The organism is Novosphingobium sp. BL-S-19, assembly GCF_055521675.1.
Window position 1 is genome coordinate 1,956,286 of sequence record NZ_CM145497.1, and the last position, 15,714, is coordinate 1,971,999.

Genomic DNA, 15,714 nt, shown 5'->3' on the forward strand with positions numbered 1-15,714 from the left:
ATCGGTTCCGCGGCCCTTTGAATCGCTCGTGAGCTTCGATTCAGCATAGCAATTTGCCGTCACGCCATATATGGACGATTGGTACATTTAAGGCACGGCCCACTCGAATCTATCGTTACGGGACAACGGGCAAAATGGAGAAGGAACCTGAGCATGATCACGTACAAAACGATTGCCTTCGCAGCGGTGCTTTCGCTGGCTTCAACCGCGAACGCCCAGGCTTCCAAGTCGACGACGTCCGCCCCGGCGGCGCAAGCGCCTTCAAAGGCTCCGCGTTACACTACCGAAGGAACCGACATCGGAACGCTTCTCGACGACCCTGATTCGAAGGCAATTCTCGCCAAGTATCTTCCCGACCTGGTGAAGAGCGATCAGATCGACATGGCGCGCGGCATGACGCTGAAGGCGATCCAGCAGTATTCGAGCGACATGATCACGGACGAAAAACTAGCGGCAATTGACGCAGACCTCGCCAAGCTTCCTCCGAAGAAGTGAACTCCTGATCAGTGGGGTGGCTTTTAGAGCCGCTCCACGCACACCTGGCCAGGGATCCCCCTTGCCGGACATCACCACCCCACAGCTTCAATGTGGGGTGCCCGTTTGCGCGTTCGCGAGGGAAGAGACTAACGTGCGTATCTTCAAGGCAACTGCCAAAACGGCACTTCTCGCGGGCCTCTGCTGGTCACAATTCGTTCCAGCGGAACCCGCTGGTGCTGGCACTGCAACACGTAACCAAGGTAGTGAGAGTGCAGAAGCCCGCGCACGCGCATTGCTTGCCAAGTTGTCTCCCGAGGAAAAGGCCGGCCAACTCAGCCAGTATTTCTACTTCGCTCAGGTCCCCCGACTTGCTCAGGAAGTCGAAAAAGAGATCGCAGCAGGCCACGCTGGCGCGGCGCTGTTCGTCACCGATCCCAAGCTGATCAATCGTGCGCAAAAGATCGCTGTGGAACAGTCTCCTCACGGCATTCCGTTGCTGTTCGGGTTCGACGTCATCCATGGCCTGCATACCATTTTCCCAGCGCCGCTCGGAATGGCAGCATCGTGGGATCCGGCCGTAGCGGAGCGCTCGCAGGCGGTTGCGGCGAAAGAAGCGCGCGCGGTTGGCCTGCATTGGACCTTCGCACCGAACGTCGACATCGCGCGCGATGCGCGCTGGGGGCGGATCTTCGAAGGGGCCGGTGAAGACCCGTACTTGGGATCGGCGATGGCCGCAGCCCAGGTTCGCGGTTTCCAAGGTTCCTATATAGGCGCACCGGATCATATCATCGCAGGACCCAAGCACTTCGCTGGCTACGGCGCCGCGACCGGTGGACGCGACTACGATGAAGTTGCCCTTTCCGACAGCGATCTGTGGAATGTTTATCTGCCACCGTTCAAGGCGGCCATCGACGCGGGCGCGGGCAACATCATGAGCGCCTACATGCCGGTCAACGGCGTTCCCGCGACGGGAAACCATTGGCTGCTGACCAAGGTGCTGCGCGAAACCTGGGGTTTCAAGGGCTTTGTCGTTAGCGATGCCGATGCGGTCAATTCTCTGACCCAGCACGGCTTCGCAAAGGATGCCGCCGACGCTGCGCTCCGTGCGTTCAAGGCCGGGGCCAACATGGAAATGATCCCACCTACCCGTCCCGCAACCATGCAGAATCTCGTTGAGGCGCTGGCACAGGGAAAGATTACCACTGCGGAGTTGGATCAGGCCGTCCTCCCCATCCTGGAAATGAAGTTTCGCATGGGGTTGTTCGAGAAGCCATATGTCGATGAAGCCGCAGCGGCCAAAGTCTGGGCCGATCCCGCACATCGAACCCAAGCGCGCATAGCGGCCGAACGATCAGCGGTCCTGTTGAAGAACGAGGCTTCAGTGCTTCCGCTGGACCGCCATGCCCTCAAATCCATCGCCGTGATCGGGCCTCTGGCCGACAGCACGAGGGACGTCCTGGGGTCTTGGGTGTTCCCGCTGAACAAGCCGGAGGGAGCCAGTATTCTCACCGGAATTAAAGCTAAGCTCGGCACAAGCGTTCAGATCACCTACTCGGAAGGCGTCCGGATGCCGGCGCGTACGTTCCCCTCACCGTTTGTGATGATCGATGGAACGCCTGCAAAACGGCCGCCCCTCGACGAAACGAGCGAGATCGCGCACGCAGTCAGCCTAGCGCAAAATGCTGACGTGTCCGTGCTGGTACTTGGGGAAGGTCAGGACATGAGCGGCGAAGCCGCCTCGCGTGCGTCCTTCGAACTGCCTGGCCGCCAGCAAGAACTGCTCGACGCCGTCGTCGCAACCGGCAAGCCGGTGGTGGTTCTGCTCATGAGCGTGCGGCCAATCAATCTGCATGATACCAAAGCTGCCGCGATCATGGACCTCTGGTATCCTGGAAGCGAAGGCGCTGCCGCTGCTGCCAATCTGTTGGTCGGCGACGCTGTGCCCGGCGGCAAGTTGCCGATTTCCTGGATACGCAGCGCTTCCCAGGCACCAGTGACCTATGCCCATCTCACCACGCATGATCCGGCAAACACCGACAAGCGATACTGGGATGGAACCAGCGCCCCCACCTATCCGTTCGGGCACGGCCTCAGTTATACCACCTTCGCGTACAACGATCTGAAGGTCGAGAAGCCATCGTATCCGGCCGCGGACGTCAAGATCAGCGTCGATCTCGCCAACACGGGCAGGCGGGCCGGGGATGAGGTTGCGCAGCTCTACATCCACCAACGCTACGGCACTTCGGCGCGGCCCGTGCGCGAACTCAAGGGCTTCCAGCGCGTCACACTGAAGCCCGGCGAACACCGGACCGTTACCTTCACTCTTCGCCCCGACGACCTTCGGTACTGGAGTGCGGCCACAGGCGGTTGGGTTCAGGACGAAGCCCCCTTTGATGTCTGGATCGGCGGCAGCTCGGCCGCAAGCCTGCATGGCGAGTTCGAAATTTCAGGCCATTGAAGCTCCAAAGGATCCGCGAAGATGGACGCTCCCAAGTACCCCGCCGCCAAAGCCTTTGTCGCACCGCAGCGAATTCCCCGTCCGCTTTCTACGCGCGAAACGTCGATTGCCGAACTTCGGGCAATTCCGGAGGCATGGGCCATGGTTTCGGCCGAAATCCCCAATGTCGAAGCCCGGATTGGTAACGAGATGATCAAGCCGCACCTGGGAAACTTTTCGTTCCAATCGCTGATCCAGTTCGGGGTCGTCAAAGCGGATGCGCTTGCCCGGCTAGATGAGCGCCTCAAAACACTGGGAGCACGCTGATGGATTTCGAAGGTTTGAAGGCCGATCGCCGTCAGGTGCTCGCAGCGGCGGCCGTATGTGCAGTGTCCGGCATGCCGGCGGCCGCCCAGGCTGCTTCGATGCGAACCAGCGCAATCGAACCTTCTGCGTCGACACGCCGCGAGCCCTTCGATGCAGACTGGTGTTTCCAGCTGGGTACGATCGAGGGTGCCGAAAACGGGCAGTTCGACGATGGGCACTGGCGAAGCGTCCATCTCCCGCACGACTGGAGCATCGAGGACCTTCCCGATCAGTCTCCTAATGCCGTTGTTGGTCCGTTCGACAAGAAGGCCATCGGCCGAACTGCCACCGGCTTCACGCGCGGCGGCGAAGGATGGTATCGCAAGCGCTTCCGGGTTGATGGTTACCCTGCCGACGCCCGGATTGAGATCTTGTTCGACGGGTCCTACACAGAGACCGATGTCTGGTTAAATGGGCAACCTGTTGGCCGCAGCGTCGCCGGATACGCACCGTTTGCGGTAGACCTCACACCGCGACTCAATCGGACAGGCGACAATGTCCTTGCGGTACGCGTCCGCAACCTTGGCCGCAACAGCCGCTGGTATTCGGGATCGGGTCTCTATCGATCCGTCGAACTGGACGCGATGCCTGCCGACAGCCGCCTCGACCGTTGGGGTGTCGCCGCCTCAACCTCAAAGTTGAGCCAGGGCACGGCTTTCATCGACGTTGCCACCACTGTAGTAACACCGGGGCGTCGTGATATCCTCCGCACGAAGCTTGTCGAGCAAGACGGCAGCGTGGCGTGCGAAGCCAGTGGCCCCGCCGCCAAATCCGTCAAACAGAGCATGAAGCTACGGGGACCGAGGCTATGGTCTGCTGACAATCCCAATCTCTACACGTTGCGGACCGAGCTTGTTCGCGACGGAAATGTACTCGACCGCATCGAGCAGCCTTTCGGCATCCGGATCGTCGATTTCGACCCACGGATTGGCATGTCTGTGAACGGAACACGCGTGAAACTGCGCGGCGGCTGCATCCATCACGATAACGGCCTGCTGGGCGCCTGCGCCTTTCCGGATGCCGATGAACGCCGGCTGCGCCTGCTGAAGGCCCGCGGCTTCAACGCCATTCGATCGTCGCACAATCCGGCTTCCCGCAGCCTGCGCGAAGCATGCGACCGCGTGGGCGTCTACCTGATCGAAGAAGCTTTCGATGCCTGGCATGTCGGAAAGGAGCCTCAGGACTTTGCTGGGGAATTCAAGGAGCATTGGCGCGACGTAGTTGATGCGATGGTTCAATCCGCTCGCAATAACCCGTCCGTCATCATGTGGAGCATCGGCAACGAAATTCCCTTCCGTTCGACCGATGAGGGCGTCGAGTGGCAATGGAAGCTCGCCAATGCCGTCCGCAACCTGGATTCAACACGCCCGATCACCGCTGGCCTAAATGGCGTCCTCGGCAGCGAGATGATCGCGCAGGAAGGCACCGCCCGCGTCGGCCGAGCCGGCAAAAAGGATAATGCTTCCACCATCTTTCTCGACGTTCCGGGATATAACTATCGCCTTGAGGACATCGAAAGCGAAGAGACGGTTCACCCCGAAAGGGTCATTTATGCATCCGAGACATTCGCTCGCGATGTTTACGATTATCAGGCGCTGAGCGAGAAAGCCCCCTACTTCCTGGGCGAGTTCCTTTGGACTGCCATGGACTACATCGGTGAGGCCGGAATTGGCGCAACAGCGCGGATCAAGAACGGCAATTATCCGATCTATCTCCCTACGTTTCCCTGGGTCAATGCGTGGTGCGGCGACCTCGACCTCATCGGGCAACAGAAAGCGGCCTCCCTGGCTCGCGACGTCGTCTGGGGCATCAGTCCACTGGAAATGACGGTTCAGCGCCCCGGGCCCGAAGGCACGTTCGAATATGTGTCGAACTGGGGATGGTCGGATGAACTCGCCAGTTGGACATGGCCGGGCTCCGAAGGCCGAACCCTCAATGTCCGTGTGCATGCAGCAGGCGATAAGGTCGAACTGCGGCTGAACGGGGAACTGGTTGGAGAAAAGGCGCTTACTTCACAGGATCACCGCCGGACAGAGTTTGAGATCGCCTATGCTCCGGGGAAACTCGAAGCTGTAACTTACCGAAAAGGGCAAGTGCTTGCCCGCAAGCAGCTCGAAACCGTGAAGCCTGCCTCTCGACTACAGTCCGTTCTCGAAACGCCTCAAGGCCAATCCGGGCGAGACAGACTAAGTTACGTTCGGATCGAAGTAGTCGACGACGCTGGCAGGTTGCTTCCTGACGATGGGCGTCGCATCGATATCGCCATCGATGGCCCGGCAAGTCTGGCCGGCTTCGGTAGCGCCAACCCAATGGCTACCGGCTCCCTCACGAGCTCCAGCACCGACACTTTCAGAGGGCGAGCCCTCCTGATCTTGAGAGGCACAGGGGTCGAGGGACCGGTTACTGTCAGGGTTCGCTCAATCGGATTACCGGAATTACCAATCGTACTGCCAATGGCGTGATGAGCATCATGTGCAACGCCGGAATTCCTCTTCCGGCGTTGTGCTCCGCAGAAGACTGAAAGGCCTCGTCCATGTTCGATCTGTCGCGCCGAACTCTGTTTTCAAATGCCGCACTGGGGGTCCTTGGAATCGCGAGCCAGTCAGCATGGGCAGATGGACCTGCCCCACTTGGCGGAGGCGGCGGAAAGTTCGATCCAACGCCCTACGTCAATCCCGAGTTGCGCAGGTTCATACCGCAAGCTTTGTTGCAGACTCATTTCCCGCTGACGGCGCAAAACTTGCCGCGAATGCGTCAGGGTGCAGCATCCTTCGCCGCCCCGCCGTTGCAAACCCCTTCATGGGCTCCCCGAACGATCCCTGGGCCAAAAAATGGCCCCGAAGTGACAGTCTACGTCGTGAACCCCGCCAAGCCTGGGGACCACAAGCCCGCAATCCTCCACATGCACGGCGGCGGGTTCGTCATCGGTTCAGCCAAAGGCGATATCGCCAGGCTACAACCACTGGCAGCTGCGCTAGACTGCGTGATCGTCACCGTAGAATACCGACTGGCTCCAGAGGTGACCTACGCCGGTTCGGTTGAGGACAATTACGCGGCACTGAAATGGCTATATGGATCCGCCGAGCAGTTGGGTGTCGATCGAAATCGAATTGCCGTGATGGGCGGCAGTGCAGGTGGTGGGCATGCTGCGATCCTGGCAATCACTGCTCGCGATCGTGGCGAGTTTCCGTTGATCTACCAGGCGCTGACCTTTCCTATGCTCGACGACCGAACCGGGAGCACGGTCCACAAGCCGCCGTATCAAGGTGCGTTGGTTTGGACGCCAGAGCATAACCGATTTGGCTGGACGGCCTTTCTTGGCGTGCCCGCAGGGTCGGATCAAGTGCCGCACGGAGTGGTGCCAGCACGCGTCACAGATCTGCGTGGACTACCCCCCGCCTTCATTGGCGTGGGCTCCATCGATCTCTTTGTCGACGAAGATATCGAATATGCGCGCCGGCTGATTGCAACTGGAAATTCGGTCACGCTCAATGTCGTTCCCGGCGCATTCCACGGTTTTGACGGTCTGCCCGGCACACGTATCGGCGAGCACTTCAACGCCGCGTTGATAGCTGCACTCGCCGCTGCCTTCACAGCCTGAAGGCAACGCACCCACTATTCCAAGGAAGCCCGCCTGTATGGAACGGAAGCGCCGCCCAATCCGCCTCGCGCGTTCGATAGTCAGCTTGTTACTGTCAGCGGGTTTGGTCATCCCAATTGCCAGCGGTGCGAGTGATCGCAGGCAGGCGACCTACGCCAACCCCATCAATCTGCCTTATCGATATCAGGTCCCTGTCAAGGGAGACAGGCTGCAGATCGCGCCCGATCAACCCTACCGTGAGGCCGCCGATCCCACCGTAATAACGTTCGCGGGAGAATATTGGCTCTTTGCCTCACATTCAAAGGGCTATTGGCACTCGAAAGATTTAAAAAAATGGAATTTTATCGCTGCCTATGGGCACGATATCGACAAATTTGCACCTACTGTCGTCGTCATCGACGGCAAGATGTATCTCGCCGTAAGCGAATTTGCCAACCGCATTTGGACGACTGACGATCCGTTGACTGGACAGTGGCATGAAGCCGCGACCATCAAACCAGGCTACGTCGATCCAGCGTTGTTCCGCGATAACGACGGTCGTTTATACATGTACGATGGCCTCGCCCCCGCTGGCCCCCTCCACGGCTATGAACTCGATTCCAAGACATTCCAGCGCCTGTCGAAGATCGACATTCCGCAATCTCGAGATAAGGCAACTCGGGGGTGGGAAGTACCTGGCGATAATAACGAGAACGTCTCAGGCTACTCGTACGTAGAAGGCTCTTGGCTCACCAAACATAAAGGCAGATATTATCTGGAATACTCCGCACCCGGGACAGAATATCGTACATATGCCAACGGAATGTTGGTTGCAGAATCACCTCTTGGCCCGTTTACCTACCAAACATCCAGCCCGTTCGCCTTTAAGCCGACCGGCTTCATTGCCGGCGCAGGCCATGGAAGCACGCTCAAAGGCCTTGATGGGAACTGGTGGCATTTCGGGACTATGACCATTTCCAAGCGCCACAATTTCGAACGGCGCTTGGGACTGTTCCCTACGAAGTTCACATCGTCCGGCGACCTGATCGCGGATACATACCTCGGCGATTATCCGCACTTCATAGGCAATGGGCGCAAACTGACGGGATGGATGCTCCTGTCGCGCAATAAGGCGGTAACCGCCTCGTCGAGCCTCGACGGCCTGCCCCCCAAAAACGCCAATGACGAGGATGTTCGTACCTGGTGGTCGGCTAAGACTGGGAATCCCGGCGAATGGTTCCAGATTGATCTTGGTCAGGTGAAGCGCGTTGAGGCCGTGCAGATCAATTTTGCAGATCAGGACAGCCGGGGACGAGGCATAAGCTCGGACGTCTACAAGTACGAACTTTCGATTTCGAACGACGGCCAGTCTTGGCGGACCGTAATCGACCACTCGCATGCGGGGCAGGATGCTCCACATGACTACCAAGTTCTCCCTAAAGCAGCCAAGGCTCGGTTCGTCCGCCTCCGCAACGTCCATTCTCCGGACCAAGGGAAATTTTCTCTTTATGATCTTCGAGTTTTCGGCATCGGCGGTGGCGAGCCGCCGACCAAAGTTCCCATTCCGATAGTTCAGAGAGATGCATCCGACGGCCGTCATGCGACAATAAGCTGGGCGCCCAGCGCCAGAGCAGAATTCTATATCGTTAGGATCGGGACGACGCCGAAGCTTATGAATCAAAACTTCCAAATATATGATAACCAAACTCGGATTGATGTCAGAAGCCTTAATATCGGCGCGCACTATTTCGCAACGATAGATGCGGTTAATGAAAACGGTATCGCGAAATCGGATAAGATTGCATGTTTCGATTAATTGCAGTCGATCTAATTGCTTCAACGACATGTAGATGCGATGTGCTAGAGATGGTATCTGATCGAACACGAAGGCTTCGACCCATGAAAATGTATTTCTCGGCGTTCGCAATCGCCGCGTTCACTGCCTCCGCCGCTCTACCCGCCAATGCCGAAAGCAAAACAGCCAGTTCCGCAGCTCTCCGCTCCGTCACGGACTGCCCGATGCGCGACATGCCATTTTCCGTCGATTCACCACTGATCGACGTCTTGTTGAGCCCGGCCGCAAAAGCCTTGGTCGATGGTGCCGATCCTTCTCAGAAGTCTCGCATCCCAGCGCAATTCAGCGGAGGACAGGTGCCGAGCTTCAGCGCCATCATTACGCTCAAAGAGGCCTCGCGCTTCACTGGCATGAAGCAGGACCAACTAGGTCCACTCGATCAACGCTTGCGTGCGCTGCCCGTAACCGCGGCGGACAAGGTGGCACGCTGCGCCCGATACGATAATGAAGTGCCGAAATTCGCCCCATCTTCAGCACGCCCGCGACTTCTCTTGTTCGAGAAAATCGTAGGTTTCCGTGATGGCCCCTCAGTTGCTGCAGCGCATCAAGCCCTCTCGGAAATGGCGCAACGTAAGGGCTGGACAATTGAGACGACCGACAAAGCCGGCGCCTTCAATAAGAAGACCCTCCGCCAGTTCGACGCGGTAATCTGGAACAACATCAGCGGCGATGTGCTGAGCCTTTCCCAACGACGGGCTTTGCAAGACTACATGAAAGACGGGGGAGGTTTCGTCGGCATTCATGGCAGCGCCGGCGACCCCGTGTACTTCTGGGATTGGTATCCCGACAAGCTGATTGGCGCGCGCTTCAAGGGACATCCTATGAACCCGCAATTCCAGCAGGCGCGGGTTGTCGTGAACCACCAGCATCCCTTGGCTGCGACATTACCGACCGATTGGATCATGGAGGACGAATGGTATTCGTTCTCGACCAACCCACGTGCAGTAGGAGCAGACGTGCTGCTCTCTCTAGATGAGAGCACCTATAAGCCCGAAGGCATGGGTCAGGATTTACGCATGGGAGACCATCCGATCGCCTGGACGAACTGCGTTGGTAACGGACGAATGTTCTATTCCGCGATCGGCCATATGCCGCAGACTTATAACCAGCCACAGAACGTGGCGATGCTCGAAGCTGCTATTGACTGGACGGCGAACAAGAAATCGGCGTGTTCCCAAAGATAGTCTACCGTCATTCCGCCGGCGGTAGTTTCCATCGGATTGCTACGTGACGCTTAAATTCGACCACTCAGTTCAAGTGCAATTAAATATTACGATAGGGAGGAGGCCAGTCGACCAGTCAGTATCTCCTTAAGATACGCGATCCTTCTTTGGTGATTTTTGCCCCCGCGCCGGAGTCGGTCTCCCAAAGGGAGAGATGAATCAAACTCAGTGCTAATGCCTACGGCTTCATCCACGCAGCCTCGCCTGGGAGAACTACGCTATGAAGGTAATAAAGCAAGTTGGCTTGTCGGTGCTGATTGCTCTGATCACATCCGTGTCCGGGGGCTGCGCATCCCAAGATTTCCTTGCCGCAACGAAACCTGACGCACTAGGCAATTATGTTGCCATGGGCAGCTCGTTCGCGGCCGGTCCTGGTCTACCTCCCGAGATCGAAGGGAAATCGGACCGTTGTTCACGATCCTCCGTCAACTACGCTCATATTCTCGCGCGGAGTAAGAATCTCAACCTGACTGACGTCAGTTGTAGTGGTGCTGCAACCGCCAATGTCCTCAAGGCCTGGAATGAACTGCCGCCACAGATCGCAGCGGTAACCTCGCAGACCGAGCTGGTCACGATCACTATTGGAGGCAATGACGTTGGCTATGTCGGCGGACTGATCAAGGCCGCCATGTGTAACGAGTTGAAGCCTGCCCCGAGTCAATGTCTCAATAGCAGCCAGCCCGACGAGCAAGCCTGGGCAAATCTTGAAGGTGCGATACATGATATCGTCAGGCAAGTTCGCCTACGCTCGCCTCGAGCGCGTATCATCTTCCTCGACTATGTCACTATCGTGCCTAAAGTAGGCACTTGCCCGCAACTGGCAATTCCCGCCGACAAGCTTCAGGCAAGCCGCATTATTGCCGAGCGTCTGGCGGCGACGACGCAGCGGGCTGCAGAGGCGGATGGCGCCCAGGTCTTGAGGATATCGGCTCTCTCAAGCGAGCATGGGGCCTGTGACGCAGATCCGTGGAGTAACGGTTGGGCGTTGAAAAAAGAATTTGGAGGCGCGCGCTTTCATCCCAATGCGCATGGCATGGAAGAAATCGCCAAGGCCCTTGAGGAGTTCATCACGGCTCCCGGTTCTTGAAAAACACCTCGTCACGCAATTTGACACCATTAACAGACTGAGCGCGCCCGCTTGCAGAATTGCGAACCGGGGCGTTATTGTCTTCAGCCTTGATGCTCGAAGAAGAAACCGGCGCCTGCGGCTGCAGCGACCAGCCCGTCCGTTGGCGCATCGACTTCGACATATCCCAATGCCGAAGTGATACGAGACAATCTGGGCAAAAGTGAGGAATAGCCCATCTCGCCGTTACCAATGACAACCGCATGATCGGTGACGCTTCGTCCCCGTGTTCGATCTATGTCCTTGAGATGGAGCGACGTGGTGCGCTCGCCCAAGCGAGCTAGTATCGCAAGCGGCGCGACTCCCGCATACCAGCACCAGGCATGATCTAGTTCAATGCTGACATCGCTTGGAGACGTGGTCCCCAGTATCACATCCAAAGGAGTTTCTCCCCCGTCCAAGGGCAGGAAGTCCCACCAGTGGGTATGATAGGCGAAGCGTACACCACTTGCCCTGCACTCAGTCCCTATTTTCCTGAGTTCGGGCAACCATGCCTCGAACTCCGCGCGCGTCGCCACGCCAAGTTGTCGTGTAAGAAAAGGTGGCGCGGCAGTCATGGCAACTGCCGGCGCGTTTATTTCCGCGGCCTGGGCAATTTGCTTCTGGTAATCTGCGCCCTTCGGAATGAAGCGAACCACGCCGACTTCCATGCCAGCGTCTCGCACAATCTTGGCCTTCAAATCTGGTGAAAGCTCGGACGAATTGGGAGCGAAGGCGGCGAGGCGAAAACCAAAATGTGAGTAGCCCATCGCGGCGATCGCGCGAATCGTGCCCGCATAGTCCTGCCTCAGTTCCTTGCCGACGGTAACATCCGCAAGGCCAAGTTGTGGACGCGGACGAGCCTGGAGGTTCGGGGCAGCTTCCAGAACTCCAACCGCAACGCCGGTGCACAGGAAGGTACGGCGGTCAATCGCCACTGTGCGCCTCGTAAGATTGCTGCGACATTCCAAAAGAACGATAGGAAATCTCCGAAATCCCCGTCATTGGATCCACACCTCGGGATATGCACGGATCTTGTTCACACGAGAGCATCGGCATCTGGCAATCGTGATCCGCAAGTCCGCTCTAAACGAGCACTTTGCTGGCACTCTCGGCAACGAAAGGCCAATTTAATATACCATCGGTTCATTTATATCGCCTAGGCGTTTGTCACGCTATACCAATCGTAAATTGCAGTGCTCCGGACCTCCTTCACGAGGTTTCCAACTGTCTGCTTGTCGCTCTTGGAGCGGGTGACTCCCACATCAAACCTTGTCACGCTCACGCCTTGACGAGAGCCCAGGGCCTTTCCATCTGACCGGGGCAAATCTGAACCATGCGAGCCAAAGATACGATGACGACCGATTCCGCTATCGCCTCTGAAACCCGCGCCTTTGAGGCGGATGTCTCCAAGCTGCTGCACATGATGGTCCACTCCGTCTATTCGGACCGGGACGTATTCCTGCGCGAGCTGATCTCGAATGCTGCCGACGCGTGCGAGAAGCTGCGCTATGAAGCGATCGCCGACCCGTCGCTCCTGGGCGAGGACCCGCAGCCGCGGATCACCGTCACGCTGGACAAGGAAGCCGGCACACTGACCGTGGCGGACAACGGCATCGGCATGACCGCTGCCGACATGGGCGAGACGCTCGGCACCATCGCTCGCTCCGGGACCAAGGCTTTCATGGACAGGCTCTCCGCGGAAAAGAACGGAGAAGGCCAGCAGCTCATCGGTCAGTTCGGCGTCGGTTTCTATTCGGCGTTCATGGTGGCGGGCAAAGTCGACGTCGTGTCGCGGCGAGCGGGTGAAAGCGGCGCGGCGAGCTGGTCGTCCGATGGGCTTGGCACTTATACCATCGCGCCCGTCGATCCGGCGCAGGCGCCTGCACGCGGCACCAAGGTCATTCTCCATCTTCTGGATGACGCGAAAAGCTATGCGGAGCCCTACACCGTCGAGCGGATCGTCAAGGCCCAGTCGGGCCATGTACCGGTGCCGATCTTCATCGAGGAAGCCGGAAGCGACGAGGAAGCGCGGCAGCTCGCGGACGGTGCGGCGCTGTGGGCCAAGCCGAAGTCCGAAATCAGCGAGGAAGACTACGCCGACTTCTATCGCAGCGTGGCGGGCCAGTTCGATAAGCCCGCCCTGACGCTTCATTACCGGGCAGAGGGACGGCATGAGTATTCGGTGCTGACTTTCATTCCGGAGAGCAAGCCGTTCGACCTTTTCGATCCCGATCGCAGTGGGCGCATCAAGCTTTACGTCCGGCGCGTGTTCATCACCGATGAGGCGGAAATCCTGCCGCGCTATCTGCGCTTCGTGCGAGGCCTCGTCGATTCCGCAGACCTGCCGCTCAACATGTCGCGCGAGATGATCCAGGACAGCCCCGTCCTTTCCGCAATCCAGAAAGGCGTGAGCAACCGCGTTCTTTCCGAGCTGGAGAAGCTCGCCGACGCCGAGCCCGAACGCTACGCGGCAATCTGGGAGAACTTCGGGGCCGTGCTGAAGGAAGGTCTCTACGAAGACTTTGCGCGGCGCGAGACCCTGCTCGGCCTTGCTCGCTTCAAGACCACTACCTCGAACGGTGAGTGGCGCTCGCTCAAGGATTACATCTCCGCCCTGAAGGAAAACCAGACGGCGATCTACTATGCGACGGGAACCGACCTCGAACGGATCGCCGATTCCCCTCAGCTTGAGGGTTTCAGAGCCCGCGGCATCGAAGTGCTGCTGCTGCCCGACCAGATCGACAACTTCTGGACGTCGATGGGCGCGGACTACGAAGGCAAGCCGTTCAAGTCGGTTACGCAGGGTGCGGCCGATCTCAGCCTCATTCCCCTGGTCGAAGGTCGCGAACCAACCAAGGCCGCGGAAGATGTGACGGGGTTCATCGATTTCGCCAAGGAAGCCCTGGCAGCCCATGTCTCCGACGTTCGGGTTTCGGACCGCCTGACCACGAGCGCGGTTTGCATTGTCGCCCCCGACAACGCGATGGACCTCCAGCTCGAGAAGATGCTGGCGTCCGCCGGCCGAGGGCCAGAGCGGGCGAAGCCCATCCTGGAAGTCAACGCCGGGCACACGCTGATCGGGAAGCTGGCGCAAAGCAACGCCACAGACGATGAACGGCGCGACCTTTCGTTTCTTCTCCTCGACGAAGCCCGGATCGCCGAGGGCGAAGCGCCGGCCGACCCACGGGCTTTCGTGGAGCGGCTTGAGCGCTTGATGGCCAAATCTCTATGAAGCCTGCGAGGGGAGCCCCTTGGCTCCCCTCTGGCGTTGCCCAGACTATCTTTCAGCTGTCGGCGATGTGCTAGCGGGCCGTTACCCCAGCTTTTTCATCAGCCGCCCAGCGGCACCATGCTCGGCCGCAAGGTTGCGATTGTACGCCAGAGGCATGCGCGGGCTTTTCCAGCGCAGCGCGTCCATGATCCCGGCCAAGTCCTCGCCGCTGGCAAACAGGTCCTGGTTGAGCCCGACCCGCGTCGAGTGCCCGCTCACCTGGCCGAGCAGCCGCGCCAAATCGTCACGCGTCAGATCGGGTAGCGCCCCCGTGTCGAACGCGCGCGTGATGATCGCGCGCCAGATCGGCCCGACCGAAGAGGGATGCAATGGCCCTGCCCCACCGTGTATTCGGTGCGCGCCGGCACCGCCGGCTTGGGCAAGGTCTTGCGCAGATCCCAGGCCTCCCGGCCGGAGATCGTCGCCAGCTTGCGCCCCGGTTGCCGCGCCCGCGCCTTGTAGCGCCGCACGATCACCCGGCGGAACAGCGGTCCCTCGTCGATGTCCGCCGCCGCGGTCCATGCCGCCACCGCGCGCACGGTGCGCGGCGAGAGATAGGCGGTGGCGCCCTCGCATTCGGGATCGCCCTTGCTGCGCGTGATCCGCAGCAGCCGCGCCTCGGGATCGATTGCTTCCATCAGATCTTCGAGCTTCACCGCCACCAGTTCGCGCACACGCAGCCCGGTGTCGTACGCGAGGCTGAGCAGCGCACAGTCGCGCAGGCCCGTCAGGTCCTCGCCGCAGGCGTCGAGCAGCGCGCGGACATTGAGCCCGCGCGCCGGATCGCGCTCGACATCGCGAACCGGCCCCTTGAAGCGCAGCGGCGCGGCCTGGCGCTGGGCAACGCCCTTGTCACGGCGGATCGCCGACAGCGTCAGCTTGACCCACGGCGCTCCAGTCGGATCGGCGAGGCCAAGCAACTGGTGAAGCTTGGCGATCGAGGCCTTGTAGCGCGAGAGCGAGACGGGCCTGGCGCCCTCCCCTGCCCGCGCCTGCAGATAGTCGGCCACGTCCTGCGGCTGCGCCGGCAGCGTGAAGCGTCCCGCCTGACGGCACCACAAGTCGAAGGCGGCGAGATCCGAGCGCAGCGCCAACAGCGAATGCCGCGAACTGGCGGCGGCGTAAGCGGCGAGGAGCGCGGCATCGATCGCGACCCGTTCGAACGCGCGCAGCGAGACGAAGAACGCCGACAGCTCCGTTCCCGGATCAGCTGTGGGGTGGCCCGATCGCGGCCCCGTCTCCCGGCATTGCGGTAATATCGCGGATTTCCGCCATTTCGCGTCCTTGGGCCGCACGGCTGTGCGGGCTGCCATCCTTATAGACCCGCGCGATATGGACATGCGATAACTGCCATACCCGCATGTTCATCGCCTGTTCCGCTCGCAGGAAGCCATTCC

At 59.5% G+C, this 15,714-nt stretch carries 10 protein-coding genes and 1 pseudogene; 9 read left to right on the forward strand and 2 right to left on the reverse strand.

What is annotated here, in order from left to right:
• The first annotated feature begins 153 nt into the window (after nt 1-153).
• The 8 genes from ACZ1JV_RS08250 to ACZ1JV_RS08285 all read left to right on the forward strand — a co-directional run bounded on the left by ACZ1JV_RS08250 (nt 154) and on the right by ACZ1JV_RS08285 (nt 11,025).
• Nucleotides 154-495: a hypothetical protein gene (locus ACZ1JV_RS08250; RefSeq protein ID WP_465139074.1), complete on the forward strand. Its 342-nt coding sequence runs from the start codon at nt 154-156 to the stop codon at nt 493-495.
• 133 nt (nt 496-628) lie between these two features.
• Complete coding sequence (locus ACZ1JV_RS08255; RefSeq protein ID WP_465139073.1) at nt 629-2,935, forward strand: glycoside hydrolase family 3 N-terminal domain-containing protein; 2,307 nt, start codon at nt 629-631, stop codon at nt 2,933-2,935.
• Between the two features lie 21 nt (nt 2,936-2,956).
• Nucleotides 2,957-3,241, forward strand: coding sequence for a hypothetical protein (locus ACZ1JV_RS08260; RefSeq protein ID WP_465139072.1), 285 nt, complete (start codon nt 2,957-2,959; stop codon nt 3,239-3,241).
• On the forward strand, nt 3,241-5,742 hold the full coding sequence (locus ACZ1JV_RS08265) for a glycoside hydrolase family 2 TIM barrel-domain containing protein (RefSeq protein WP_465139071.1): 2,502 nt from the start codon (nt 3,241-3,243) through the stop codon (nt 5,740-5,742). The genes ACZ1JV_RS08260 and ACZ1JV_RS08265 overlap by 1 nt, the downstream gene beginning before the upstream one ends.
• 71 nt (nt 5,743-5,813) lie before the next feature.
• Entirely contained in the window at nt 5,814-6,881 is a 1,068-nt protein-coding gene (locus ACZ1JV_RS08270) for an alpha/beta hydrolase (protein ID WP_465139070.1), read from the forward strand.
• Between the two features lie 37 nt (nt 6,882-6,918).
• Nucleotides 6,919-8,676, forward strand: coding sequence for a family 43 glycosylhydrolase (locus tag ACZ1JV_RS08275; RefSeq protein ID WP_465139069.1), 1,758 nt, complete (start codon nt 6,919-6,921; stop codon nt 8,674-8,676).
• 83 nt (nt 8,677-8,759) lie between these two features.
• Entirely contained in the window at nt 8,760-9,899 is a 1,140-nt protein-coding gene (locus ACZ1JV_RS08280; protein ID WP_465139068.1) for a ThuA domain-containing protein, read from the forward strand.
• Nucleotides 9,900-10,158: 259 nt separating this feature from the next.
• Nucleotides 10,159-11,025, forward strand: a complete 867-nt coding sequence (locus ACZ1JV_RS08285; RefSeq protein WP_465139067.1) for an SGNH/GDSL hydrolase family protein — start codon at nt 10,159-10,161, stop codon at nt 11,023-11,025.
• A gap of 83 nt (nt 11,026-11,108) precedes the next feature.
• On the opposite strand, the gene ACZ1JV_RS08290 is transcribed toward ACZ1JV_RS08285, so the two are convergent.
• Complete coding sequence (locus ACZ1JV_RS08290; protein ID WP_465139066.1) at nt 11,109-11,981, reverse strand: sugar phosphate isomerase/epimerase family protein; 873 nt, start codon at nt 11,979-11,981, stop codon at nt 11,109-11,111.
• A 416-nt stretch (nt 11,982-12,397) separates the two neighbouring features.
• Here ACZ1JV_RS08290 and htpG point away from each other — a divergent pair, with 416 nt between their 5' ends.
• Nucleotides 12,398-14,278 (forward strand): molecular chaperone HtpG, encoded by a 1,881-nt coding sequence (htpG, locus tag ACZ1JV_RS08295; RefSeq protein WP_465139065.1) that lies wholly within the window; start codon nt 12,398-12,400, stop codon nt 14,276-14,278.
• An 81-nt stretch (nt 14,279-14,359) separates the two neighbouring features.
• Here the strand turns inward: htpG and ACZ1JV_RS08300 are convergent.
• Nucleotides 14,360-15,510: pseudogene (locus ACZ1JV_RS08300) on the reverse strand (tyrosine-type recombinase/integrase).
• Between the last annotated feature and the right edge of the window lie 204 nt (nt 15,511-15,714).

Coding starts and splice junctions, on each gene's coding strand:
- ACZ1JV_RS08250 (WP_465139074.1), top strand. CDS start 154: ATGATCACGTACAAAACGATTGCCTTCGCAGCGGTGCTTTCGCTGGCT.
- ACZ1JV_RS08260 (WP_465139072.1), top strand. CDS start 2,957: ATGGACGCTCCCAAGTACCCCGCCGCCAAAGCCTTTGTCGCACCGCAG.
- ACZ1JV_RS08265 (WP_465139071.1), top strand. CDS start 3,241: ATGGATTTCGAAGGTTTGAAGGCCGATCGCCGTCAGGTGCTCGCAGCG.
- ACZ1JV_RS08270 (WP_465139070.1), top strand. CDS start 5,814: ATGTTCGATCTGTCGCGCCGAACTCTGTTTTCAAATGCCGCACTGGGG.
- ACZ1JV_RS08275 (WP_465139069.1), top strand. CDS start 6,919: ATGGAACGGAAGCGCCGCCCAATCCGCCTCGCGCGTTCGATAGTCAGC.
- ACZ1JV_RS08280 (WP_465139068.1), top strand. CDS start 8,760: ATGAAAATGTATTTCTCGGCGTTCGCAATCGCCGCGTTCACTGCCTCC.
- ACZ1JV_RS08285 (WP_465139067.1), top strand. CDS start 10,159: ATGAAGGTAATAAAGCAAGTTGGCTTGTCGGTGCTGATTGCTCTGATC.
- htpG (WP_465139065.1), top strand. CDS start 12,398: ATGACGACCGATTCCGCTATCGCCTCTGAAACCCGCGCCTTTGAGGCG.